The organism is Clostridium bornimense (genome assembly GCF_000577895.1).
GTDB classification, from domain to species: Bacteria; Bacillota; Clostridia; order Clostridiales; family Clostridiaceae; genus Clostridium_AN; species Clostridium_AN bornimense.
Genome location: NZ_HG917868.1, coordinates 242,634 through 267,149 on the forward strand (window position 1 = coordinate 242,634; position 24,516 = coordinate 267,149).

At 28.3% G+C, this 24,516-nt stretch carries 26 protein-coding genes; 21 read left to right on the forward strand and 5 right to left on the reverse strand.

Annotated elements, in window-relative coordinates; all coding sequences use genetic code 11:
- Positions 1-770: 770 nt before the first annotated feature.
- The 10 genes from CM240_RS01110 (at position 771) to queF (ending at position 7,636) form a co-directional block, all read left to right on the forward strand.
- Entirely contained in the window at positions 771-986 is a 216-nt protein-coding gene (locus tag CM240_RS01110) for a hypothetical protein (protein WP_162148680.1), read from the forward strand.
- Between the two features lie 266 nt (positions 987-1,252).
- Complete coding sequence (locus CM240_RS01115) at positions 1,253-1,933, forward strand: hypothetical protein (RefSeq protein ID WP_044035858.1); 681 nt, start codon at positions 1,253-1,255, stop codon at positions 1,931-1,933.
- Positions 1,934-2,317: 384 nt separating this feature from the next.
- Positions 2,318-2,989, forward strand: coding sequence for a DUF5105 domain-containing protein (locus tag CM240_RS01120; RefSeq protein ID WP_044035859.1), 672 nt, complete (start codon positions 2,318-2,320; stop codon positions 2,987-2,989).
- Between the two features lie 33 nt (positions 2,990-3,022).
- Positions 3,023-3,748 carry a DUF5105 domain-containing protein gene (locus tag CM240_RS01125; protein WP_044035860.1) on the forward strand — a complete coding sequence of 242 codons (726 nt, stop codon included), beginning with the start codon at positions 3,023-3,025 and terminating at the stop codon, positions 3,746-3,748.
- A gap of 161 nt (positions 3,749-3,909) precedes the next feature.
- Complete coding sequence (locus tag CM240_RS01130) at positions 3,910-4,557, forward strand: DUF5105 domain-containing protein (RefSeq protein ID WP_044035861.1); 648 nt, start codon at positions 3,910-3,912, stop codon at positions 4,555-4,557.
- Positions 4,558-4,762: 205 nt separating this feature from the next.
- The gene (locus CM240_RS01135) at positions 4,763-5,191 is read left to right on the forward strand and encodes a 6-pyruvoyl trahydropterin synthase family protein (RefSeq protein WP_044035862.1); all 429 of its coding nucleotides are present in this window, start codon (positions 4,763-4,765) and stop codon (positions 5,189-5,191) included.
- 1 nt (position 5,192) lies between these two features.
- Positions 5,193-5,861, forward strand: a complete 669-nt coding sequence (gene queE / locus CM240_RS01140; RefSeq protein WP_044035863.1) for a putative 7-carboxy-7-deazaguanine synthase QueE — start codon at positions 5,193-5,195, stop codon at positions 5,859-5,861.
- 6 nt (positions 5,862-5,867) lie between these two features.
- Positions 5,868-6,461, forward strand: a complete 594-nt coding sequence (gene folE / locus CM240_RS01145; protein WP_044035864.1) for a GTP cyclohydrolase I FolE — start codon at positions 5,868-5,870, stop codon at positions 6,459-6,461.
- Positions 6,462-6,472: 11 nt separating this feature from the next.
- Entirely contained in the window at positions 6,473-7,129 is a 657-nt protein-coding gene (queC, locus tag CM240_RS01150; RefSeq protein WP_044035865.1) for a 7-cyano-7-deazaguanine synthase QueC, read from the forward strand.
- A 3-nt stretch (positions 7,130-7,132) separates the two neighbouring features.
- Positions 7,133-7,636 (forward strand): preQ(1) synthase, encoded by a 504-nt coding sequence (gene queF, locus CM240_RS01155; protein ID WP_044035866.1) that lies wholly within the window; start codon positions 7,133-7,135, stop codon positions 7,634-7,636.
- A 312-nt stretch (positions 7,637-7,948) separates the two neighbouring features.
- Here the strand turns inward: queF and CM240_RS01160 are convergent, their stop codons facing one another.
- The gene (locus tag CM240_RS01160; RefSeq protein WP_051483622.1) at positions 7,949-8,884 is read right to left on the reverse strand and encodes a M28 family peptidase; all 936 of its coding nucleotides are present in this window, start codon (positions 8,882-8,884) and stop codon (positions 7,949-7,951) included.
- A 94-nt stretch (positions 8,885-8,978) separates the two neighbouring features.
- Between CM240_RS01160 and CM240_RS01165 the strand changes: the two genes are divergently transcribed.
- Together CM240_RS01165 and CM240_RS01170 are read left to right on the forward strand one after the other, a co-directional pair.
- Positions 8,979-9,311 carry a thioredoxin family protein gene (locus CM240_RS01165; RefSeq protein WP_044039633.1) on the forward strand — a complete coding sequence of 111 codons (333 nt, stop codon included), beginning with the start codon at positions 8,979-8,981 and terminating at the stop codon, positions 9,309-9,311.
- A 115-nt stretch (positions 9,312-9,426) separates the two neighbouring features.
- Complete coding sequence (locus CM240_RS01170) at positions 9,427-10,098, forward strand: FlxA-like family protein (RefSeq protein ID WP_044035867.1); 672 nt, start codon at positions 9,427-9,429, stop codon at positions 10,096-10,098.
- 197 nt (positions 10,099-10,295) lie between these two features.
- Here CM240_RS01170 and CM240_RS01175 read toward each other — a convergent pair whose 3' ends face one another.
- Together CM240_RS01175 and CM240_RS01180 are read right to left on the reverse strand one after the other, a co-directional pair.
- On the reverse strand, positions 10,296-11,195 hold the full coding sequence (locus CM240_RS01175) for a metallophosphoesterase (protein ID WP_044035868.1): 900 nt from the start codon (positions 11,193-11,195) through the stop codon (positions 10,296-10,298).
- A 401-nt stretch (positions 11,196-11,596) separates the two neighbouring features.
- Complete coding sequence (locus CM240_RS01180; protein ID WP_044035869.1) at positions 11,597-12,292, reverse strand: helix-turn-helix domain-containing protein; 696 nt, start codon at positions 12,290-12,292, stop codon at positions 11,597-11,599.
- Positions 12,293-12,535: 243 nt separating this feature from the next.
- Between CM240_RS01180 and CM240_RS01185 the strand changes: the two genes are divergently transcribed.
- The 5 genes from CM240_RS01185 (at position 12,536) to CM240_RS01205 (ending at position 17,914) form a co-directional block, all read left to right on the forward strand.
- Entirely contained in the window at positions 12,536-14,461 is a 1,926-nt protein-coding gene (locus CM240_RS01185; RefSeq protein ID WP_044035870.1) for an NEAT domain-containing protein, read from the forward strand.
- Positions 14,462-14,621: 160 nt separating this feature from the next.
- Complete coding sequence (locus tag CM240_RS01190) at positions 14,622-15,278, forward strand: NEAT domain-containing protein (protein ID WP_044035871.1); 657 nt, start codon at positions 14,622-14,624, stop codon at positions 15,276-15,278.
- A gap of 16 nt (positions 15,279-15,294) precedes the next feature.
- Positions 15,295-16,164 carry a heme ABC transporter substrate-binding protein IsdE gene (gene isdE, locus CM240_RS01195; protein WP_044035872.1) on the forward strand — a complete coding sequence of 290 codons (870 nt, stop codon included), beginning with the start codon at positions 15,295-15,297 and terminating at the stop codon, positions 16,162-16,164.
- Between the two features lie 2 nt (positions 16,165-16,166).
- A complete protein-coding gene (locus tag CM240_RS01200) occupies positions 16,167-17,147 on the forward strand; it encodes a FecCD family ABC transporter permease (protein WP_044035873.1) in 981 nt (326 codons plus the stop codon).
- Positions 17,144-17,914 (forward strand): ABC transporter ATP-binding protein, encoded by a 771-nt coding sequence (locus tag CM240_RS01205; protein WP_044035874.1) that lies wholly within the window; start codon positions 17,144-17,146, stop codon positions 17,912-17,914. Before CM240_RS01200 ends, CM240_RS01205 begins: the two co-directional genes overlap by 4 nt.
- A 137-nt stretch (positions 17,915-18,051) precedes the next feature.
- Here the strand turns inward: CM240_RS01205 and CM240_RS01210 are convergent, their stop codons facing one another.
- Entirely contained in the window at positions 18,052-19,344 is a 1,293-nt protein-coding gene (locus CM240_RS01210) for a hypothetical protein (RefSeq protein ID WP_044035875.1), read from the reverse strand.
- A 336-nt stretch (positions 19,345-19,680) separates the two neighbouring features.
- Entirely contained in the window at positions 19,681-20,019 is a 339-nt protein-coding gene (locus CM240_RS17820) for a hypothetical protein (protein ID WP_197537938.1), read from the reverse strand.
- A 222-nt stretch (positions 20,020-20,241) separates the two neighbouring features.
- Between CM240_RS17820 and CM240_RS01215 the strand changes: the two genes are divergently transcribed.
- The 4 genes from CM240_RS01215 to CM240_RS01230 are packed head-to-tail and all read left to right on the forward strand — an operon-like array spanning position 20,242 to position 24,512.
- Positions 20,242-20,682 carry a cytochrome b/b6 domain-containing protein gene (locus CM240_RS01215; protein ID WP_044035876.1) on the forward strand — a complete coding sequence of 147 codons (441 nt, stop codon included), beginning with the start codon at positions 20,242-20,244 and terminating at the stop codon, positions 20,680-20,682.
- A 50-nt stretch (positions 20,683-20,732) separates the two neighbouring features.
- Positions 20,733-22,532 carry an ABC transporter ATP-binding protein/permease gene (locus tag CM240_RS01220; RefSeq protein WP_044035877.1) on the forward strand — a complete coding sequence of 600 codons (1,800 nt, stop codon included), beginning with the start codon at positions 20,733-20,735 and terminating at the stop codon, positions 22,530-22,532.
- A 4-nt stretch (positions 22,533-22,536) separates the two neighbouring features.
- Positions 22,537-24,225, forward strand: a complete 1,689-nt coding sequence (locus tag CM240_RS01225; protein ID WP_044035878.1) for an amino acid ABC transporter ATP-binding/permease protein — start codon at positions 22,537-22,539, stop codon at positions 24,223-24,225.
- Complete coding sequence (locus CM240_RS01230) at positions 24,213-24,512, forward strand: nitrous oxide-stimulated promoter family protein (RefSeq protein WP_044035879.1); 300 nt, start codon at positions 24,213-24,215, stop codon at positions 24,510-24,512. The genes CM240_RS01225 and CM240_RS01230 overlap by 13 nt, the downstream gene beginning before the upstream one ends.
- The last annotated feature ends 4 nt before the right edge of the window (positions 24,513-24,516 follow it).

Below are 24,516 nucleotides of genomic sequence, written 5' to 3' on the forward strand. Positions count from 1 at the left end.
TTCAATTGTAGTGAACTTGGGCTTGCAAAACTGCTACAATAAAATTAAGAAATCTATTGTTTTGTGTAAAAATATGGATGAAGATATTTTCCAAGAGATATGTGATACAATAAAAGAGGATGGTGAGGATGTTTTGAATCCATATAGAAGTTTGGAGAAATATAAATAATATGTTTATTACTCCTAGCGGAATAGAAAATTGACAGAAGTTATCACTCCAACTGGAAATAGAATACACATGGAGTATGACTGTTGTAATCGCCTTTTGAAAAAGGAACAAATCTAACGTGGTGGAAAATATCAAAATATAATGGATATGTATGTGAATTATAAAAAGTATATGTCAAGAGTAGTAATGAAGCTATAGATGAGTTGTTTATAAGTAAATTAATTCACTTAATTAAGTAAAAAGACCATAAAGCACTAAAAACAAAAGTATAAAATAGTTGAATAAATAATCTAATATATTTTAAAATATGAACTTTAAGGGCAATAAGAAAATTTAAAAAGATTAATGTTTCAGTAGTTGGAACATTAATCTTTTTTGATGTACTGAAATATTTTAAAAGCTAAGATAACTAGGGTTAAAAACCATTGTAAGTTGATAAGCTAGGAAATCCTAGGGTCAATAATTACACTTTTTAGATCATTTTATAGATGGGTTCAAAGAAGGAATAAAGGCATAAATACTATTTATAATACTAGACTATTTGAATTTTGTGGTAGAAATAGAGGGAATGCTTTGTAGTGGACTAGCTATGGAGACAGTAATGAAATCTAGACTATATAAATCTATTCAACAGAAATTTACAAGTACATTTGTTAAGACGTATAATGTAAGTAAGGAAACAGTAACTAAAGTATGGAATAGATATGGAAAAGATAAGGTAGATAGTTTATTAGGAAAAACAAAATCAGCAAAAGAATCTGGAGCCACAGAAACTGAATTAATAAAAGTGACAGATGTATTAACATCAGAGCAATAAAAAACAAGTAGTTTAGGAATTAAAGAAAAAGAAATATTAAATATTATTTTAAGTATGTTGAAAGAGTCAATAGATAATAAATATAAGGTTTTTATTTTATATAGTTAATAAAAAGTTTAATAAAGTGATGGTTAGGGTGTAAAGTCAGGAGTGACAGCTTCTGGCTTTATTTTTGTAGGATACGTAAAGTTGTAAAAATATAGTTTACAACATAGTAGATAGATTATAAAGTTAGTATATATGGTACTTATATGGGGGAGGAATATATGAAAGAAAAATTAGAATATTTGAATAAATATCATAAAAATGTTTGTCTTATAAATGAAAATGTAGATTTGTTAGATGAGATACCTAAAAAGTGGAAATCTATACTTAATAAAACTACCTTAGATGAAAAAATTAAAGATACTATCTCTATATGGGAGGAAAATATATTTCCACAGCTTAGCAATACAATTAATTATTTAAAGAATAATTTAGTAAATATAGAATTAATAAAATATGGAGAAAGATATTCTTTGTTATATAGTATTAAATCAAAAAATAATAGGATATTATATTATGAAGGTATTCTTTCAAATATTGATATAAATAAATTGAAGATAGATTGGACTAAGGTACCAGAAGCAATAAAAAGATTTTATGAAAATATACATAATGGTTTTTTCTATTATGCTAGTGAAAGTATGGGACTTGTACCCATAGAAGGTGTAAAATATTTTGGAGAAGATGAATGGGGTATATTAGATGAATTAGAAGAAGATTTAGGAATAAATTTAGAAACAACATTTGCTACATTTAATTCAGGTATGGGAGGGTATGTAGCAACTGATTTAAATAATTGTGATAATGATAATGCTACAGTTTGGTTTACTTCTAGTCAACCTACATACAAGATGAATTTTTGGGATGTTGTTGATGAGTGGATAGTTATTGGGTTTGAATAGTATTAATTTAAGATATAGTTTTCTCTTTATGATATTAAAAAGTGACATATATAAGTAATGAGATAATATGAAAATTGAATAAGTTAATTAAAGTAATAAGGTCAGGAGTGAGAGCTTCTGGCTTTATTTTTGTAGGATACATAAAGTTGTAAAAATATAGTTTACAACATAGTAGATAGATTATAAAGTTAGTATATATGGTACCTATATGGGGGAGGAATATATGAAAGAAAAACTTGCTTTTGTTGTTAATTTTAAAATTAATATTTAAAAAGGGATTATAAATTTCATTTATATAATATATAATCTAATAAAATAAATAATATCAAGAGTTTGCTACGATACAAATATGCTGTATTAATTTAGTTGAAGGGATAGAAATATATGAAACAAATATTAAAGTTTTGTTATAATGTTATTACTATATTTCTTGTAGGAATTGTACTTTTATTTGTTTATTATATTGCAGAGGATTTATTAGGTAATAAAACTAATGAAATTATATCACCAGCAGAAAGTGCAAAAATAGTAGCACAATTCTATATATATGGTGATAAATCTGGAGTAAAAGAACTAGGGATGAGTGATGAGGATATACAGACCGCATTGCAAAACGGCAAGGAAGAAAGTATAAAAGTAATGAAGAACAATCTAAATGGACTAGGATATTCTGTAACCTATGATCAATTAGATAAGTACTATAATGCAATTATAGAGGCATCAAAAAAGTTGACGGTGAAGACGAAACTTATTTCTCAAGATGAAAATATAGCTATAGTAAGTATAAAGGTTAATAGTATTCCTTTTACGGAAATAAGTTATAAAGCATCATATAAGGTTGAAGAATCATTGGGAAATTCAGAAGGTAATGAAGAGGATTATATAGAGTTAGAATCTAAGGTATATATAGAAAGTTTTATAGAAGAACTTAAAAATATAGAACCGTCTGAAGATTTTAACCAAGAGGAAGTTGCTTTTACTAGGGCAGGAAATGGTTGGTTTCCAGCAAATAATGATATGTTTGCAGCTACTATAGATAACTTAATAACTAAATAAGCTAGAGTATAAAAAATGATGGGGGAAGATAATTTGTCAAAGAAAAAAGTAAAGAAAAAAAGTAATAAAAATTTAAGTAGAAATAATTCAAATATAGAAGTTAAGAAAGAAAAAGTATTTACAAAGGAAAGAGTAATATCAGCTGTTATAGCTATATTTTTAATTTTTACATTGATTCTTTCATTATCATCATGTATGGGTACGGTGTCTCTAGAAAAAAGTGCAAAGCTCTTAGCTGAATACTATGTAAAGCATGATCAAGCGGCTCTTAGAAAGCTTGGTGCTAGTAGTGAAACTGCAAAAGAAGGAATTGAGACAGAAAAAGAAGAAAGAAAGAAAGAGATACAAAGTTCATTTGCGCGAGCTGGTGTTGAAGCTAGTGATGAACAATTAGAAAAAATATATAAAGCTCAAATAAAAGCTATTAAGAAAGTTACTATTACGACAGATACAGTTTCAGAAGATGGAGATACTGCTGAAGTTAAAGTATCAATGAATTATATAGATGTAGAAGCGATAGATGAAGCGGCAGCGGAAGAAGCTTTTAAAGATATAGAAGAAGGACAAAGTAATAGTGATGAGCTAAAGAAAGAATGTCTTGAGAAGTATGTTGATAATATAGTAAAAGGCTTAGAAGAAGCAAAGCCATCTACAGAAAAAAATGAAGCTATTTTTACATTTGAAAAAGGTGCAATGTCTTGGATGCCAGAGGAAATGGAATTATTTACTGAAGGCATTGATTCGTTAATGATTAAGTAGAGCTACTTTTAAAATACTGCAAAATAATTTAATTATTTTGCAGTATTTTTTTATAAAGAATTAAGAAAAACTAAACAAAAATAGAATTTACATAAAGAACAGTAAAAATAATAAATAAATGTACGATATTAACAATAAATAAAAAGGAAGGAAGATGATTTGTGAAAAATATTAAGAAAATTAGTGCATTACTTAGTATTATTATGGTATCGGTTTTATTAACTTCATGTAAAATAACATTACCTAAAATTAAAAAAAATTATACTCCAGAAGAGAGTATGAAGGTTTATATTGATGCAAGTTGCCTGAAAGAAAATTCTGATACAGTTGATTTTATAGGATCAGAAGAAGAAAAAAATGCATTATATGTTAGTGGCAAAATTAAAGTAAAAAATAAGATAATAGATGAATTAAGCAAAGAAGGAGTTAGTGCTTCAGATAAGCAAGTAGAAAAAATATATGAAGCAGTTTTAAGAGCTGTTAACAAAATTGATTTTAAAATTGAGAAGGTATCGGAAGAGAATGATGTAGCACAAGTAAAAATTACCTGTAATTACTTAGATCTTAGCAATATACAAAATAATGTGAATCAATATGTAGAAGAAGAAAGAAAAGGGGCAATATTGCAAGATGAAGATGATGTAATAGATTTAGCTATTAATGCATTGATAAGAGGTTATGATGACAGTCAGCTTTCAGATAAGACTTATGAAGAAATATTTGAGATGCATAGAGAGGGAAGAAGATGGGCAATTAATGATGAGGATAAATTTTATAATGATATAATGAATCTTTGTATTAGTGAATAGATATTTTAAGTTTGCATATCTTTTCATAGTATGTTATAACATAATAGTAATAATTAAATACGGACAGTTCGTTAAGACCATCCTGTCCTTAAACAAAACTAGGCAAATAATTTTAACTTAAGAATTAAGAGTTAAGGTTTATTTTGTTATGCTAGTTTTGTGTAATGAAATAAACCTTTTTTATTTATAAGGAGTAGTTAAAAATATGTTTAAATTAAGAAGTGAAGCACAATTTGATATGGCACATTACCTTAGTGGATATAAAGGAAAGTGTGCTAATATTCATGGACATAGATATAGATTAATAGCAACTTTAAAGGCAGAAGAACTTCAAAAAGAAGGTCAATGTCGTGGTATGGTAGATGACTTTACTAATTTTAAAAATGCACTTAGAGATATCGCAGAAAGTTTTGATCATAAGCTTATAATTGAGGACAATGAAGACGGTAGAGCTTTAGCAAAACAGCTAGAAGTATTACCTAACAATTTTAATATAGTATTTGTACCATATAGATCTACGGCAGAAGAAATGTCTAGAGATATATTTAACAAATTAAAAGCGCAAGGTTTTCCTATATATGAAGTAGAGCTATTCGAAACACCTACTAACAGTTGTATATATTCGGAGGAATAATATGTTTAATATAATAGAAAAGTTTTTATCTATAGATGGGGAAGGACCAACATCTGGACAGCTTGCAACTTTTATAAGATTTCAACATTGTAATCTAAGATGTACTTGGTGTGATACAACTTATTCATGGGATAAAGAAAATACAACAGAGGTTCTATCAGCAAAGGAAATTTATGATTATATAAAAGCTAATGGAGCAAAAAATGTTACACTTACAGGTGGAGAACCACTTATTCAAGAAGGTATAGATGAACTTTTAGAACTTTTAGATAATGACAAGGATTTATCTGTTCATATAGAGACTAATGGGTCTGTAGACATAGCTTCTTTTAAGGCAAGACATAGGGGTGGAAATATAAGTTATATCGTAGATTTTAAACTACCTAAGAGTGGAATGACAAAGAAGATGAATTTAGAAAATCTGAAAAATATAGAAAGTACAGATGTTTATAAGTTTGTAGTAGGAAGTAATGAAGACTTAGAAATGGCTTATAATATAATTAAGGATTATGATTTAACATCAAAATGCTTAATATATTTTAGTCCTGTATTAGGTGAGATTGAAATGGATGAAATAGTAGAATTCATGAAAGACAAGAAGTTAAACAATGTTAGATTACAAGTTCAGCTTCATAAGATAATATGGCATAAGGATGCCAGGGGGGTATAGATAACTATGGCTAAAAAGATAGATACAAATAAGATCCAGGAATGTATAAGAGAAATTATTATAGCATTAGGTGATGATCCCAATAGAGAAGGATTATTAGAGACACCTAAAAGAGTAGCAAAGATGTATGAAGAAGTTTTTGAAGGTATGAATTATACTAATAAAGAAATTGCCGATATGTTTGGGACAACTTTTGAAGAAGAAGATTATGTTGGTGAGACATATAAGAATATGGTAGTAGTAGGTAATATTCCTATTCATAGCTACTGTGAGCATCATTTAGCACTTATGTATAATATGAAGGTTACTGTAGTTTATATTCCTAAAGACAAAATAATTGGTCTTAGCAAAATTGCAAGAATTGCAGATATGGTAGGAAGAAGACTACAACTTCAAGAACGTATTGGTAGCGATATAGCTGAGATAATTTCTATGGTTACAGAAACAGAGGATGTGGGAGTTCTTATAACTGGAGAGCATAGTTGTATGACTGCAAGAGGGATAAAGAAACCTGGAACTCTTACAACAACAACAACTTTTCTTGGAAAATTCCAAGAGGATGATATGTTAAGACAAGAAGCTTTATTAATTATGAAATAGGAGTGAGACGTATGAATAAAAAAGCGGTAGTTGTATTTAGTGGTGGTCAAGATTCTACTACATGTTTATTTTGGGCACTTAAAGAGTTTGATGAAGTAATTGCAGTTACTTTTAATTATAATCAAAGACATAGCTTAGAAATAGAATGTGCTAAGAACATTGCAAAAGAGTTAGGTGTAGAACATCATATCTTAGATATGGCACTATTAAATCAATTAGCGCCAAATGCTCTTACTCGTAATGATATAGAAGTAAAGGCAGGAGAAAATGGCAGCTTACCATCAACTTTTGTTGAAGGACGTAATATGCTTTTCTTAACTTTTGCTGCAGTTCTTGCTAAAGTTAAGGGTGCAAAGCATATTGTAACAGGAGTATGTGAAACAGATTTTAGTGGATATCCTGATTGTAGAGATGTATTTATTAAGTCACTTAATGTAACACTAAACTTAGCCATGGATTATGAGTTTGTTGTACATACGCCATTAATGTGGATAGATAAAGCACAAACTTGGGAAATGGCAGATAGCTTTGGAAAATTAGATTATGTTAGAGAAAAAACACTTACTTGCTACAATGGTATTATTGGTGATGGATGTGGAGAATGTCCAGCTTGTAAGTTAAGAAAACATGGTCTTGAAAAATACTTAGAGAGTAAAAAGGAGAAATAGAACATGAGTCACAGCGGAAGACAAGGATCAGAATTAGATGGAATAACTCTTTTAGGAAATCAAGGAACAAAATATGATTATGGATATAATCCAGATGTATTAGAAACTTTTGATAATAAGCATCCAGACAATGATTATTTTGTAAAGTTTAACTGCCCAGAGTTTACAAGTCTTTGTCCAATAACTGGTCAACCAGACTTTGCTACAATTTATATAAGTTATATACCATCAATTAAAATGGTAGAAAGTAAATCATTAAAATTATATTTATTTAGCTTTAGAAATCATGGTGATTTCCATGAAGATTGTATGAATATAATAATGAAGGATTTAATAAAACTTATGGATCCTAAATATATTGAAGTATGGGGTAAGTTTACTCCAAGAGGCGGAATAAGCATAGATCCATATTGCAACTATGGAAAGCCAGGAACTAAGTTTGAAGAAATGGCAAACTATAGAATGATGAATCATGATATGTATCCTGAGAAAGTTGATAACAGATAGGAAATCAGTGAACAGTTCACAGTAATGGATGAAATTCCTACGGAATTTCTGAGATTATTAGTTTAGTATAAATATTTGTTTTATATTAAAAATAGGTGGTATAACACGGTCTTACATGGGCTAATGAAAGTTTCACTTTCATATAGCTTGATGTATATTTGTACGGAGTGAAGGAGATAGTTAAAGTTTATATTAGCATCTGTTATAGTTAAGTAGTGGTGGATTGCAGGTGACAGATTATAGGGAAAATTAACCTTCACTAAAAAGGAATTGAGGCACAATAAATATTGTGCCTCAATTCCTTTTATATTTTTAGTCAGCATATGTAATATTCTCAACTAATTCTATGATTGAGTTAGAAATCTTATCTAATTTTGAATAATCTACTACATCAGATGTATCTTTTTCACTATGAATCACTTCTTTTATATTTTCTTCTATTATACATATTGATTTCATTTCTGGTCTCTTAAATGAATCACTATCAGATCTTCCTAATATTTTATTATCTAATGTTACTTCTAAACCATTGTTTTCTAACGATTCTTTCATGAATTTATTTAAATTGTTATAACCTTTATTATTTAAAAAGGTTATTTTTCCGCCGTTTATATAACCTACTGAATCTATATTTATATCTATTAAATTATCATACTTGCCTATTATATCGTGTACAAATTTACTACTTCCCATCCTCCCTGACTCTTCGCCATTAAATGCGGCAAAAACTATATCAAACTCAGGATTTTCTAATGAATATGTATTCTTTAAAATTTCTGCCACTTCTAATAAAACTGATACTCCTGAAGCATTATCAATAGCACCTTTTATTATTTTTCCGTCTTGATATCCTATATGATCAAAATGGGCAGAAATAATTATAGCATTATTAGATTTACCATCTATTTTACCAACTATATTATTAGAGGTTGTATTATACTTATGTTTATATCCATTATTAAAAAGTGAATTTAATCCTATATCTCTAAACAATTTATCTATATACTCCTCTGTTAATTTATTGCCATTACTGCCTATAGCTCGTCCTTCAAACTCATCTGATGTTAAAGTTTCAATTATGCTTTTTTTATCAATTATTTTAGCTTGATAATTTTCATTTAGTACTTTTTTAACGTTAGTTAACTGTATATTTTTTATCGATGCGTTAGTATTTGTTTTACTTACGCAAGATATTAGTGGCAGCAGTAGAATTATCGTAATTAAAAGTAATACGAATCTTTTTTTCAAATAAATCTTTCCTTTCTAATAGTGAATTATATATAAATATATGAGAACACTACAGTATAATATGAAGATAATAATTTATAAGGAGATATAAGTGTTGATAGAAATTAAAAAGAGTGATGAAATTGATAATTTAATAAATGAAAATATAATTACAGTTATATATTTTACTGGTACTAGTTGTGGTGCTTGTGAGGTTATAAAGAAGAAGATTAAAGAAATTTTGAAAGAGTATTCGAATGTTAATTATTATGAGGTAGATGGAGAGAAAAACGTGGATATAGCGGCAAAGTATGGGGTATTTTCATTGCCGATTTTATTACTTTTTATTGAGGGTAAGGAAACTATAAGGATAGGTAGAAATATTGATTTTTTAGAGTTTGAGAGAAGTGTAGAAAGATATAATAGTTTATTATTTGGAAAGGAATAAATTATATTTGCAATATTGATTTAAATATTTGGAGGTACTTGCTTTAGAAAAATGGATTTAATACGAAAAAGAACTTATAAGATAAAACTGTGTGTGAATATAAGGGAGACTTTTTATGAAGGTTGGAAGTATTGATGGAACAAATAATAATCAAATGCAAATGAGGATAGGAACTGATCAGGATAATCAATTACAAGCAATTGAAAAACAGATTACTGATGTTCAAAATCAAATTCAAAAAATATCGGAAAATAAAAATATGTCTGATGAACAAAAGGCGGAAAGAAGAAAAGAGTTACAGCAACAACTACAAGATCTAAATAAGCAGCTTATGGAAAGAAAGATTGAGATTCAGAAAGAAAAGAGAGAGAAGAATGCAAAAACTAACGGAAGTAATAATAACACGAATTCGAAGGATACGACGGAATTTTCTGTAGAAGGGCTTATTAGTGCAAGTAATGCTATAAAACAGATAAAGACTACTAACACTGTTAAAACTTCAATAGAAGGAGAAGCAAGAGTGTTAAAGAGTGAAATAAAGATGGATAAAAGTAGGGGAGTTAATACAGATAATAAAGAATCAAGGCTCGCTAAGGTAAATGAAAAGGTAAGTGATATAACAGAAGATATTAATAAACAAATTGAAGACATTAATGGTACTTTAGATAAGGTTGAGAATAAAGAAAAAGAAGAAAATAATGATGAGAAAAAAGATGATGCAACTGGAGTGAATTTCATAGATTTAGAAGAGAAAATAGGATATCATTCAATAGATGTTAAAGCATAATAAGTGAAATATGAAGAGGTTAAGTATATCATATGTAGAATCGATAAATATTAATGGGACAATATTAAAATAATTATGAAAAGACTGAAGTAATTTATATAGCTTCAGTCTTTTATTTTATAGAGAAAAGTAGGAAATGATATAAGATGTTTTGTAATATATATAGCTATTATACTTAAGTGTTGTTGGAATACTTTTTAATGAAAATACTTAAAGTACTTCTCAAGTAGCTCTGGTCCTGCTATAATTTCTCGTCCTATAAATAATGTACGGTCACTTTTGGTTTTTATTTGCCACTTTACTAGAGTTATTAAACCGTTGACTATTTCTAAAGAAGTTATGCTGTGAGGATGAACACAACTTCCATCATTGAAATAAGGTGCATGTCCTAATGAAGGGAACATTGGTCTATGTGTATGACCACATATAAGCATATGTTTTTCTTTTTCTACCCAATTTGTAAGTTTCCTAGCTACCCGTTCTTTTTTTACATAATTCTTTGCGGCACTAGTAGGATCGTTAACACCAAATATTTCCAATGGCTTCCAAAGATAGCGAACTAAAATCTTACTGAGCCAACCAAACTTATCATTAAATATGTCACCTTGATGTCCATGTATTAGAAGAATTTTTTCATCAGTTTCTTGATGCCTTAAAACAAGTCCTTCATGAACTTTTATTCCAGGAAATAATGGTACCTCTGTATTTTTGATTTCATCGAAACAGGTAAATAGGTTTTTCTCTAAGAATTTAGTAGTTTTTTTTGCTTTATCATGGTTTCCATATATTAGATAAAGTCTATTAGTATTAAAAAATTTAGATAATATCCAATATATATCGTAATGTTCCTTTACTATGTTACAAAGTTTATTATTTTCCCAAAGTTCATCGCCATCTCCTAGTTCAATATAAGTAAAACCATGCTCGTAGTAATATTCTAATGCAGAAAAGTAGATGTTTTGATTTTTAGAAAAATTATCTGAAAGACCACCGTCTCCACGGTGACAATCACTTATGAAAACTAATTTAGAAGAGTTGTTAAATGTAATTTCTTCTGAAGAATAAAAGACTCTAGAAATACGATTCACTATACTCATAACGCCTCCATACATAACTAAAAATATTTGCCTATTAATTAGAATATACCTTTTTTCCCAATGTGAGACAATTACTTTTTGAAATAATATCCATTATATGTAATAATTATTTTAAGTTAAATTTATTATTATAGATAATGAACTTATATAAATCTATATTTATTCATAAAATTAATATCTTTTTTCATAAATGAAAAAATAAGAAAAAAATAGCGAATAGGAAATGAAAATCCTATTATGTGAAAAATTGTAGATTTTTCATATATTTTTTATATATAATTACAAACGAGGTAAGAAAAAATTACAGATTTGAGTTTTAGCAAATAGGTATAAAGGGTATAGAGAATTAAAAAATGAGCTGTTGAACAATAAATCAATATTGTTCAGCAGCTTATTTATGTTTATTTTGAAAAATTATACCTATATTCCAAAGGTGTCATATCCACAAACTTTTTAAATATTGTGCTATAGTAGCTTTGATTATTAAATCCGACAGCTATAGATATTTCAAGTAATGATAATGATGAATTTTGAAGAAGTTCTTTACTTTTTTCTACTCTATAATTATTTAAGTAATTTACAAAAGTTGTACCAGTCTTATTTTTGAACACGCAACAAAAATAACATTTATTAATATTAAATTCTGAACAGATATCATCCATAGTTATAGATTCAGCATAATTTTCTTCTATATAATCAATAGCTCTTGAAACTATAGGAGAAGTAATATTAGGTGAATTTACATTTAATATATTTGTTATTAAAGATGTTAAATGATAAAGACATTCGGGATTAGTTACGAAGTTTGCATTAGAGTCTGTTAAATTATATGGTCCTATGAGTAAAAACATAGGCTTTTTATTATCGTAAAATAAGATTGTAGTAATAGCGATATCATCTTTATAGTCTAGTTGCACACTAGAAGGTTTAAAATTTAGTTTCTTTAGGTCTTCTACTACATTTAATTCATTAAACAAGTTTTTTTCTTTTTTTCCATAGCATCTATTATATATCATTGAAAAATTATTATCTAATATGGCGATAGGAAGGTTAAAAAAATTAAAGAAATCTGTTATTGATGATAATGAGGTATTCATAGAATCTCCTTTCATGGTTTTATTTTGATAAATTTATTAAATATAATAAAAAAACATATAAATATATTTAAAAAACTGTGGTAAAAAATATGATATTATATTTATCGTAAGTGAAAATCAATATCATTAGAAAAAAGTATTTATTTTTTTTCGTATTAAATTGATAATGAATATCAATTACAATTATCTAAGAAAAATATATAAAAGTCAAATATAAACTTATTATTTAGGGGGAAAATATTTATGATAAAAAAGAAGCTGACGAGTATTTTATCTGCGATTATGATTTCTATGGCGGTATTAACGACAAATGTACAAGTTGTTAATGCACAAGAAGTGGTTAAGGTTTCAAATACAGTTACAAATTTAGAAGATGGAAATTATACAATAAAAAATAAAACTTCATATGGATCAGATAGTTCTCATGGTGAAGAAATGGCAAGAAAGATTATCGGAGAAGAAAGTAAAATAAAAGTTGAAAATGGGAAAATCAATGTTACATTGACATTAAATCAACAACTTTATCCAATGCTTCAAGATATAGAAGTTTTATTAGATGGTGAAAAACTAGATGTAGAAGAAAATGCGGAAGAAAGAACACTTACTTTTACAGTTCCATCAATAGATTCAAAAGTTGTAGTGAGTGTAGGCGTTAAGGGTATGGATCATACTCAAGAATTTGGAGTTGAAAATGATACAACAACTTTAAAGAAGGTAGAAGAAGGTACAGATTTAGAAGATGGAAACTATACTGTGAAAAATAAAACTTCATATGGATCAGATAGTTCTCATGGTGAAGAAATGGCAAGAAAGATTATCGGAGAAGAAAGTAAAATAAAAGTTGAAAATGGGAAAATCAATGTTACATTGACATTAAATCAACAACTTTATCCAATGCTTCAAGATATAGAAGTTTTATTAGATGGTGAAAAACTAGATGTAGAAGAAAATACGGAAGAAAGAACACTTACTTTTACAGTTCCATCAATAGATTCAAAAGTTGTAGTGAGTGTAGGCGTTAAGGGTATGGATCATACTCAAGAATTTGGAGTTGAAAATGATACAACAACTTTAAAGAAAATAGAAGCTGAAGGTGGAGATGTTGACAATAGTACTGGAGAAACTAAACCAGAAGATACAACTCCAGAAACAAGTAAGCCTGAAGAAAGTAAGCCAGAAGATACAAATACTGGTGCAACTACAGAAGGTGAATCAGTAGTTACTAAAGTTTACACAATAGAAAATGATGTTATTTATGATAATCCTATTGGATATCAAATGGCAAGAAAGTATTTAAATAATGTATCTAAAGTAGAAGAGACTAATGGTAAATATGTTGTTATATTAACTTTCACTGGTGCTGAATATATGAACAATCATGAAGTATATGTAAATGGTAATAAAGTTAATGCAACAATTACAAATAATAATGATGAAGTTATAGTTAAATTTGAGGTTGCTAGCTTAAATGAAGATATAAAGGTAAGTACATATGTAGTACCTATGGGAAGAAATGTTGAGTTTGGTGTAGCACTAAAAAATGATACACTTACTTTAATTGATACTATTGTATCAGCTGGAACAAATGGAGGAAATACTACAGGGGATACTACAAGTGGTGCTACAAGTAGTGGATCAAATACTACGACTACAGGAACTGGTACAAGCACTAGTATGACTACTAATGAAGCTCCAGTTGTAGTTAAAGGAAAGCTTTATTCAATCAAGAATAATGTTACTCATGAAAGTGAAACTGGAGTATCAATGGCTAGAAAATATTTAGAATCTACATCTTATGTTGAAGAAGTAAATGGTAAATACTATGTTACATTAACTTTCACAGGAAAAGAATTCATGCAAAATCATGTTATATATGTAAATGGTAAAAAAGTTAATGCTACTATAACTAACAGTGGTGATGCAGTAAAAGTAAGATTTGAAGTATCAAAATTAAGCGATTCTATCAAAGTTAAGACTTATGTTGTGCCAATGTCTAGAGAAGTTGAATTTGGTGTTGAATTATTAGAAGATACATTAACTTTCATTAAAGAATACGATGTTGAAAATGAAACATTACCTCAAACAGGTAGCCCAATAAGTGCTGGAACAGCAGCTACTTTAGGTACAATACTTTTAGGGGTAGGATTTGCTTTAATTAAAAGAAGATAGTTTTTAAGTGTACAGTGAAAGCAGTGTACAGTTAAAGTAGTGGCAAAGCACAAGAGGGAGCTGTTGCACAGAGAATGTGTGGCAGCTTTTTTTTAGTCAGTGCATAGTTAGAGCAGTGCACAGTGATTGAGAATTGTGAATTATAGAAAGGATATTAATTATGAAGATTTTTGATAAAATAAGAGGTTTAATTTTAGGAATTTTTGCAGTAATATTAACGTTTAGTTTTTCTAATGTAGTTTATGGAAGTGAAGAAGTTGAAAGTGGAATATATGAATTAAAAAATAGTGTTTATCATGAATCTGATGTAGGAATGTCTATGGCTAGAAGTTACTTAGATGAAACTATGCAGGTAAAGATTACAAAATCAGAAGTAGTATTTACTATTGGTTTTTCAGGAACAGCGTACATGAATAATTATAGAATAGCTATTGACGGTGCAGAGGTTCCTGTGGAGATAGTAGAAGAGAATAGTGAAGCTGGTACTATAAAGTTACAGGTAAAAGCATCTTCTAAAGATGTGGACATGAAAGCAAAGATATATGTTGATCCAATGGGAAGAGATGTAGAATTTTCTGTAATTCCTGATTATGAAAATATGACTTTGATAGAAGCGATTGAGGAAGAACCTACTGTTGAAGAGACTGTTAATAATGAAGAAAGTAACAATAATGAAGAAGATGAAGCAGTAGTTGCAGAAGAGGAGAATAGTGAGGTTGCAGAGAAATCAAATAGCACATTAACTGTTGTTATTATAGCTGCAATAGTAGTAATAGCTATTGGTGTTGTGGCATTAAAAGTTAAATTGAAAAAGTAGTGGAGTGAAATAAAAGATGAAATATAAAAAAATAAGTAGTCTACTTATAGCAGTTTTAACATCAATTTCGTTAGTTGGATGTGGCAATAATAGTGGTAAAGAAGCTGAAAATTCAACAGGTGGGGTCGTAGCTACATCGGTAGCAGTTACTGAAATTTTAGATGCTTTAGGGGTAGATATAATAGGGGTACCTACTACATCTTATGAATTGCCTGAAAGTACAAAGGGAGCTACAGAAGTAGGGAACCCTATGAGTCCAGATTTAGAGATTATTAAATCTTTAAATCCTAGTGTTGTAGTGTCTGTAGATACGTTAGGTTCTGATTATATAAATCTTTTTAAGGAAAATAATATTCCAAGTGAGTTTGTATCTCTTGAAAGTTTAGATGGGTTAAAAAATGCTATAGATACTTTAGGTACACGTTTTGATAAAAAGGATAAAGCAGATGAGCTGATAAGTACTATAGAAGAGAAGGAAAATAGTTTTAAGAATTTAGAAAATGGTGAGGGGAATGATGTTCTTGTACTTTTTGCAGCACCAGGATCTACAATGATAGCTACACCAAAGTCTTATATAGGTAGCTTAGTGGAGATAGTGGGTGGTAATAATATAGTACAAGATGATACTAGTTCTTTTGTAACTTATAGTAAGGAAGAAATATCAAAGTTAAATCCGGATAAAGTTTTAGTTATGATTCATGCTATGCCAGATGAAACAAAGTCAGCATTAGAAAAAGAGATTAAGAGTGATGCAGCATGGCAAAGTATAGAGGCTATAAAAAATAACAATATTGTATACTTAGATAATACTTATTTTGGAATGAGCGCAAATCTTAGAGTCGTAGAAGGTTTAGATATATTAAGAGAGATAGTTGCTGGAGAATAGTGATGAAGAAAAAAAGATTAATATTTATTATAGCATCGTTAATATTTTTAATAGCAATGATAGTGGTATCTTTAAAATTGGGTAGCTTAGAGGTTACTTATAGTGAGCTTATTAAAGGTATACTATTAGGTAGTAATGAAGGAAATGTAGGTATAATTAAAGATTTAAGAATGCCAAGGGTAATTATTGCAGTATTAATAGGTGCAAATCTATCTATAGCAGGGGTATTATTGCAAGCGGTAATAAGAAATCCGTTGGCGGATCCATATATAACAGGAATATCTTCAGGTGCTTGTGCTGTAACGGTATTTTTTATGGTATTTGTACCAGGGGTTATAACATTAAGACCGCTATTTGGATTTTTAGGTGGATTAATAAGTTGTACTATTGTATATTTTATGGCCTTTAATAAAGGGCTATCACCTATAAGAATAGTTTTAGCAGGTGCTGCTTGTAATGCATTATTAGGTGGATTTTCTTCAATGTTTACTATTAGTGCCGGACTTGGCTCTGCAAATATTCAAAAGTGGATAATGGGGAGTTTGGCTACAGTAACATGGAATAATGTATTTATATTAGTTGTTTACTCAATTATAGGTATTGTATCAGCATTATTATTAAGTGGAAAATGTAATATATTAATGCTAGGAAGCAAAAATGCTAAAAGTTTAGGGGTAAATGCTGATTTATATATGATATTAGTAACATTGGCAGCGGTATTTTTGGCTAGTATATCAACAGCTATAGCAGGAGTTGTGTCATTTGTTGGACTAGTTGTACCGCATATTTGTAGAATAATAGTTGGCTCAGACCATAAATATTTAATTCCTTTTAGTGGAGTTATGGGAGCAATACTAGTATTGTTTTCAGATACTATTGGAAGAGTTATTATGGCACCATATGAAATACCAGTGGGAGTAGTTACTGCTATAATAGGAGCACCATTCTTTTTATATTTACTAAAAAGGAGTGACTTAAAATGATAAAGGGAAATGGTATAAAGTTTACTTATGAGAAAAATAAATCATTTATAGAAAACTTAGATGTAAATATAGAAGAAGGAAAAGTTACTACAATACTTGGTCCAAATGGTAGTGGAAAGTCCACATTATTAAGTATACTTTGTGGATTAAATAAAATAATTCATGGAGAAGTGTGGATAAACGATAAAAATATTAAAAAGTTAAATTATAAAGCACTAGCTAAAGAAATTGCTACAGTGCATCAACAAAATTCAGTTCCTGAGGATATAACTGTTGAAGAGTTAGTATCATATGGAAGAACTCCTCATAAAACATATTATAGGGGCAATGATGATGAAGATACAAAAATAGTGCAGTGGGCTATAGAAAAGACAGGTCTTGAAAGTTTAAGGAATAAGGCTGTTATGAGTATGTCTGGTGGGGAACGCCAGAGGGTATTTATAGCAATGGCGTTAGCACAAAAAAGTAAGGTGCTATTTTTAGATGAGCCAACTACATATTTAGATATTTATCATCAAATGGAAATATTAGAGTTAGTGAAAGAGTTAAATGAGGAATATAATTTAACGGTTGTTATGGTACTTCATGATATTAATCAGGCTATGAAATATAGCGATAACATAATTATTATGAAAAAAGGAAAGATTGTTGATTATGGTAAAGCAACCGAGGTAATTAATATGAAATTACTTAATGATGTTTATAATATTGGTGGTTTTATAGGGGAACATGAGGGTGAAAAATATTTTATTCCTTTAAAGTTATAGACTGAAATATTGGGATAACAACACTTAAGTATAATAGCTTGATATATGAAATAAAATGTATATGCTACGAGAAAAGAAAAGGCTTTGCAAAGATATGAATTTATCTATTGCAAAGCCTTTTGATATAAAAGATTTAGTTAGAACCTTCTTTTTATAAATACTCCACTACCTATAGTTGTTAAAATTGATGCAAAGATTAAGAGTGTTTTAGTATTTATAGGGGAACCTGTTTGAGTTAGGCGTTTTGAATTATTTTTATCATTGTTAGTAGTAGTATTGCCTGTGTTAGTAGTATTAGTAGTCTCAGAACCGTTGTTCTCTGTAGCATTTATAGTAGTAAATTTATTATAGCTGTATGCAGTCATATTATTGTCATCATATACAGATAATCTATACATATCTCCATCTACTTCATATTTTTCCTTAAACTCATTATTTTCTAGCTTACAAACTATTCTTCTACCATTTACATCTTTTAGAATCCATAGGTTACCATCTTTATCGGTAGAGAAGTTTATAATGTCTTCAGTATACTTTTTATCTAAAGTAATCTGTCCGTTTTTATAGGTATAACTATTAAATTCATTATCATAATTTGCAATATATATATGATCATCTACCACAAAAATTCTACCAAACATACGTCCATCAATTGAAATTTTATTTATTTTATTATCATTTACTATTAGTAAATTTATTACATTATCACAGTATTCAGTAATGATCAATCTATTTTTATTATCAAAACTTATAGATAGTGGATGATTACTTATATATTGAAAAGCATTATTGTAAATTCCAGTGAAGTAATAGTCAGAATTATTTTTTTCCGGCATGAAGACGAAATTAGTGTACTTATTGCCATTTAAATCATATTTTTCTTCAAAAGAAAAGGAATCTACAGTATTGTTGTCATAGTTGTAATTATATTTTGCATTTATTTTCTTTATACAATTTTCTTTTATTTCATTAGTTCTTACTTTTGCATCTTCGATACAATAGTAACCAGTAGTAGAGTCATCAAAGTTATAGAAGAATTCTGTGTCATATTCTAGAGATGGGTTACTGGCTTTAAAGTGAAGTAGATTATTTTCTCTATTGATATAGTAAATAGAATATCCAGGTATATTACTATAAACTTTTTCTTTATTGTTGTTTTTTAAGCTATATAGATCAAAGTATGATTGTGGTTCTAAACTATAGTTATAATTATAGTTATAGTTATAATTATAGTCAGTATTATCAGTGAAAGTAAAAGTAAGAGCTTTATCTTTATATTGAACCACTTGTACTATATTATCTAGAGTTGAATAATATAGGTATTTTTTTATACTGATTTCTTGTGCGTTTACTATATTGAAGCCTATAGGGATTGAGATGATTATTAAATACGCCATTATCATACTTAATAGTTTGATTAATTTTTTCATTTTAAGTCCTCCTCATTTTTAACGAAAAATATTATTTATTAATGATTACAAGAATTATTATAAAAACATGTTATTACCAAAATTACAGAAATTGTTTCCAAGATATTAACAGATAAAAAATATTTTTACAAAACTAAATTTTAAATGTAAGAATAAAAAATGGGCATTACAAAGAATTTGGAATTCTATGTAATGCCCTTATACACAGGGCTATATTAAAATTTTTATGTGAGTAACTACATCTATTGTTAAGACTGATTAAAGTATTGAGAGTACTTTTATCTTTATTAAGAAACTAATTTACAACTTATTTGTATTATATAGGTTATTATAATTTTATTTATTATATATGGTAGTGAATGTACTATTTTTATAATAATTATAATTGTATCTATAATCATAGACGTCATTATAGTTATTATTGTTACCGGAACAATAGTTGTAATTATAGTTATAAGTGTTATCAGAACAATAGTTGTAATTATAGTTATTATTGTTGCAGTAATTATAGTTATAATTGTTGCCATAGTTATAGTTATAATTGTAGCTGTAATTATAGTTTAGATTTTTTAATGGATTCCAATCTTTTGCATTTGCTACATTTAAACCTGTAAAAGCTGATAGAGTTACAAAATATGTTACTAACATACTTAATAATTTAAATAATTTCTTCACTTTATACTCCTCCAATTGTATTTTTTTGATAATTTTACAAACAAATAAATTATACATATAAAATATTTCCAAAAATGACAAAAATATTTCCAAAGTGTTAACATATAAAAATATTTTTATAAAAAACTAAATATAATGATAATAGTTCTCAATATCGTTAAAGATAAATTGCATAAAAATATTTAATATTATAAGGAACAAAAGAAAATCAGGGGTGTAAATATGAAGAAAATATATATGAAAATAGTTTTAGATATAATTATGGTAGTGATTTTATTAAGTTTAACTAGAATAAAGATAACAGGAATGTTTTGGCATGAAGTTTTAGGAATCGTTATTTTAGGTATATTTATTATTCATGTATGCAGTAACTTAAAAACTTTTAAGGCTATGCATAAAGGTATGACAAATAAAAAGCTTACTGGTAAAGCTAAATTTAGTCATTGCTTAAATGGAACATTATTTTTACTAGCTTTAATTGCTGTTATAACAGGAATTTTAATTTCATACACAATTCTAACTAATATAACTATCGCAAATAGAGATATTGTTGCTATAGTTCATAGATTATCAGCAGGTTTGCTATTTATTGGAGTTATAGTTCATATTGTTTTACATAGAAAGCATATTAAAGGTAAGGTTAAAAAAGCAATTGGAAGATAAAATTAGTAAGTAGAGAAAACTGTTGAATAATAAGGAGAGAAATAAAACATATGATGATAAATAAAAGGTTGATAAACCTATGTAGTGAGTCAAAAAAATATATTGCTTTAACTATTTTTGTTAACTGGTTAGCAGTTATATGCAATATATTAATAATACTATTAGTTGGACAATTTATAAATAAAATGGCAGCGGGACAAAAATTAGATCTTACTGATAATGGTCTAATAAATGCTATGTCTCAATTTAATTTAGTAGGGAATATATCACTTTTAATAGCTGTTATAGCTATATTGGTTTTATTAGCAATAAGATACACATGTAATATTTTGTACGCTAAATTTTCTAATGAGGCGTCAGCTGGAGTTAGAGTTAAGTTAAGAGAGCTTATATATAAGAAGTTATTAAGACTTGGCGGAGGATATAGTAATGTTGAAAGTACATCTTCAGTAGTACAAGTTACTGTTGAGGGAGTAGAGCAATTAGAAATATATTTTGGTAAATATTTACCACAGTTTTTCTATTCACTTTTAGTACCGGTAACATTATTTGTATTTATTAGCTTTATTTCATTAAAAGCAGCATTAGTATTTATACTTTCAGTACCACTAATACCAATTTCTATTATTGCAATTATGAAGATAGCCAAGAGAATTTTAAAGGATTATTGGAAAAGCTATTCTGATCTTGGTGGGACATTTTTAGAAAATCTTCAAGGATTAACAACTCTTAAGGTTTTTGATATTGATGAGGAAAGACATAAAAAAATGAATGAAGAAGCTGAAGGGTTTAGAAAAATCACTATGAAGGTTCTTAGCATGCAGCTTAACTCTATAACTATAATGGATTTAGTAGCTTTTGGTGGAGCAGCTGCTGGAACAATAATGGCATTATTCCAATTCAGAAGCGGAGAATTAGCTATTGGTAGCTTAATTGTAGTAATATTACTTTCATCAGAATTCTTTATACCACTTAGACTTTTAGGTTCATACTTCCATATAGCTATGAATGGAATGGCGGCATCAGATAGAATGTTTGGAATTTTAGATGCTGAGGAAAGAGAAAAAGTTACTTGTAGTAATAATGAAATTAACTTTGATAAAGTAGCTGTAGCGTTGGAAAATGTTCAGTTTAGCTATGATGGTGAAAGAACAGTTCTAAAGGATATTAATATGAATATCACTGAAGGTGGAGTTGTGGCTATTGTAGGAGAAAGTGGTTCTGGTAAGAGTACTATAGCATCTTTAATTTTAAATAATTATAAAGTTACAAAAGGAAGAATATTATTAAATAATGAAGATATAGAAAAAGTATCTTTAGATGATATATATGAAAATATAGCATTAGTTTCTACTAATAGTTATATATTTAATGGAACTATATTGGACAACTTACTTATGGCTAAGAAGGATGCTAGCGATAAGGAAATAAAGGAAGCATTAAAGAAGGCTAGATTATACGATTTTGTGGAAAGTTTAAAGGATGGATTAAATACTAACGTTGGTGAAGGTGGTAATAATTTATCTGGTGGACAAAAACAAAGGCTAGCATTAGCTAGAGTTATTTTAGCTAATAGAAAGATGATAATTTTTGATGAGGCTACTTCAAACATAGATGTTGAAAGTGAAGAAGCTATTTGGGAAGCGATATATGAGCTTTCTAAGGATAAGACTATTTTAGTAATATCACATAGATTAGCAAATGTGAGAGACGCAAAAAATATTTATGTTATGAATAAGGGTTCATTAGTTGAAAATGGAACACATGAAGAGTTATATGCAAAAGAAGGATATTATTACGATATGATAAATAAACAAAATCAATTAGAAGAAATAAGGGAGGCTATATAAGATTATGAAAAGAAGATCAGGCTTCCAAATAATGAAGAGATTAATAGTAGAGTTAAAACCTCTTGCTCCTATTATGTTAATAACTATAACAATGGGGATATTAGGATTTTTAGCCGCTATAGCTATTGCTAGCTTTGGGGCTATAGCAATAGGTGCATATATAGGTGATATAACATTTATATCTTTTACTGGTGCTATGGTAGTTATGGCAATTTGTGCATTACTTAGAGGGTTCTTAAGATATGGTGAACAATTATCAGGTCATTATATAGCATTTAAAATTCTTTATATATTAAGAGATAAGATATTTGCTCATTTAAGAAAATTAGCGCCAGCTAAGTTAGAAGGTAAGGAAAAAGGAAATCTTATTTCATTAATTACATCTGATATTGAGCTTTTAGAAGTATTTTATGCTCACACTATAGCACCGATTGCTATAGCTATCGGAACAAATACAATAATAGCAGTAATATTATTTTTAATAAATCCATGGTTTGGAGTATTGTCAGTAATATTTTATTTAATAGTAGGTTTTGTTATACCTTATGCTTCTTCAGCATTAGCGAAAGAGGCTGGAGTAGAGTATAGAAATATGTTTGGTATAAGCAATAACTATATTCTTGATTCTTTAAGAGGGTTAAAGGAAGTATTATTATTTAAAAATGGCGATAAGAGATTAGAAAAAATAAATGAAAATTCTTATAAGTTAAATAAGAGTCTTGATAAAATCAAAGAACATGAAGGTATTATTAGAGCAATAACAGATTTAGTTATAATGATTGCTATTTTAACTTTTGTAGTAGTTGGATTTGTACAATATTCTAAAGGTGATCTTTCACTTACTATGACATTGGTAGGGATAGTAGTTATAGCATCATCTTTTGGTCCTGTTGTAGCTTTAAGTAATCTTTCTAATACACTACTACAAACTTTTGCTTGTGCAGAGAGATTATTTGCACTTTTAGATGAAAAGCCACAAGTAGAAGAGGTTGTAAATGGTGAGGAGATTTCTGGAGAAGTAATAGCATATGATAATGTAACTTTTGCTTATCCAGGTAGAAGTGAAAAAGTATTTGATGAAACATCTATAGATATAAGAAAAGGTGATAAAATTGCCTTAATTGGTGAAAGTGGTATAGGTAAAAGTACTTTTATCAAACTTATTATGAGATTTTGGGATGTAAATAAGGGGAATGTTAATTTAGATAATATTAATATTAAAGATGTAAAAACAAAATCTCTTAGAAAAGTACAAACTTTAGTTAGTCAAGAAACATATCTTTTTAATGAATCTATTGAAGATAATATCAAGGTTGGAAAGTTAGATGCAACTAGAGAGGAAGTTATAGAGGCAGCTAAGAAGGCATCTATACATGAGTTTATTACAACACTTCCAAAGGGATATGAAACTAAGGTAGGGGAACTAGGTGGTAATGTTTCTTCTGGAGAAAAGCAAAGAATAGGTTTAGCTAGAGCCTTTTTAAGAGATGGTGAGGTATTAATTTTAGATGAACCTACAAGTAATTTAGATACATTAAATGAAGGGGAAATCTTGAAATCTATTAAAGAAAATTGTGAGGATAAGACAATAATATTGATATCACATAGAAAGTCTACTACAGCAGTATGTAATAAGGTGTATAAGTTAGAAAATAAAAGGTTAAGGTTATCGGAGGATATATGGGTAGAATAGATAGGGAAAAGAAGACAATAAAACTGATGATAGAGATTTATTGTAGAAAAAAACATGGGCATAAAAAGGGAGAGTTATGTGAGGAATGTAGTGAACTTTTAGAGTATGCCCATAAGAGACTTAGCTACTGCAAGTTCGGGGAGAATAAATCCACTTGTTCAAGGTGTCCAATCCATTGCTATAAGAAAGATATGAAGATTAAAGTTAAGGATGTAATGAGATTTTCAGGTCCAAGACTTATAATTTATAATCCAGTGGAATTAATAAAACATGCATTAAATAAGTAATGAG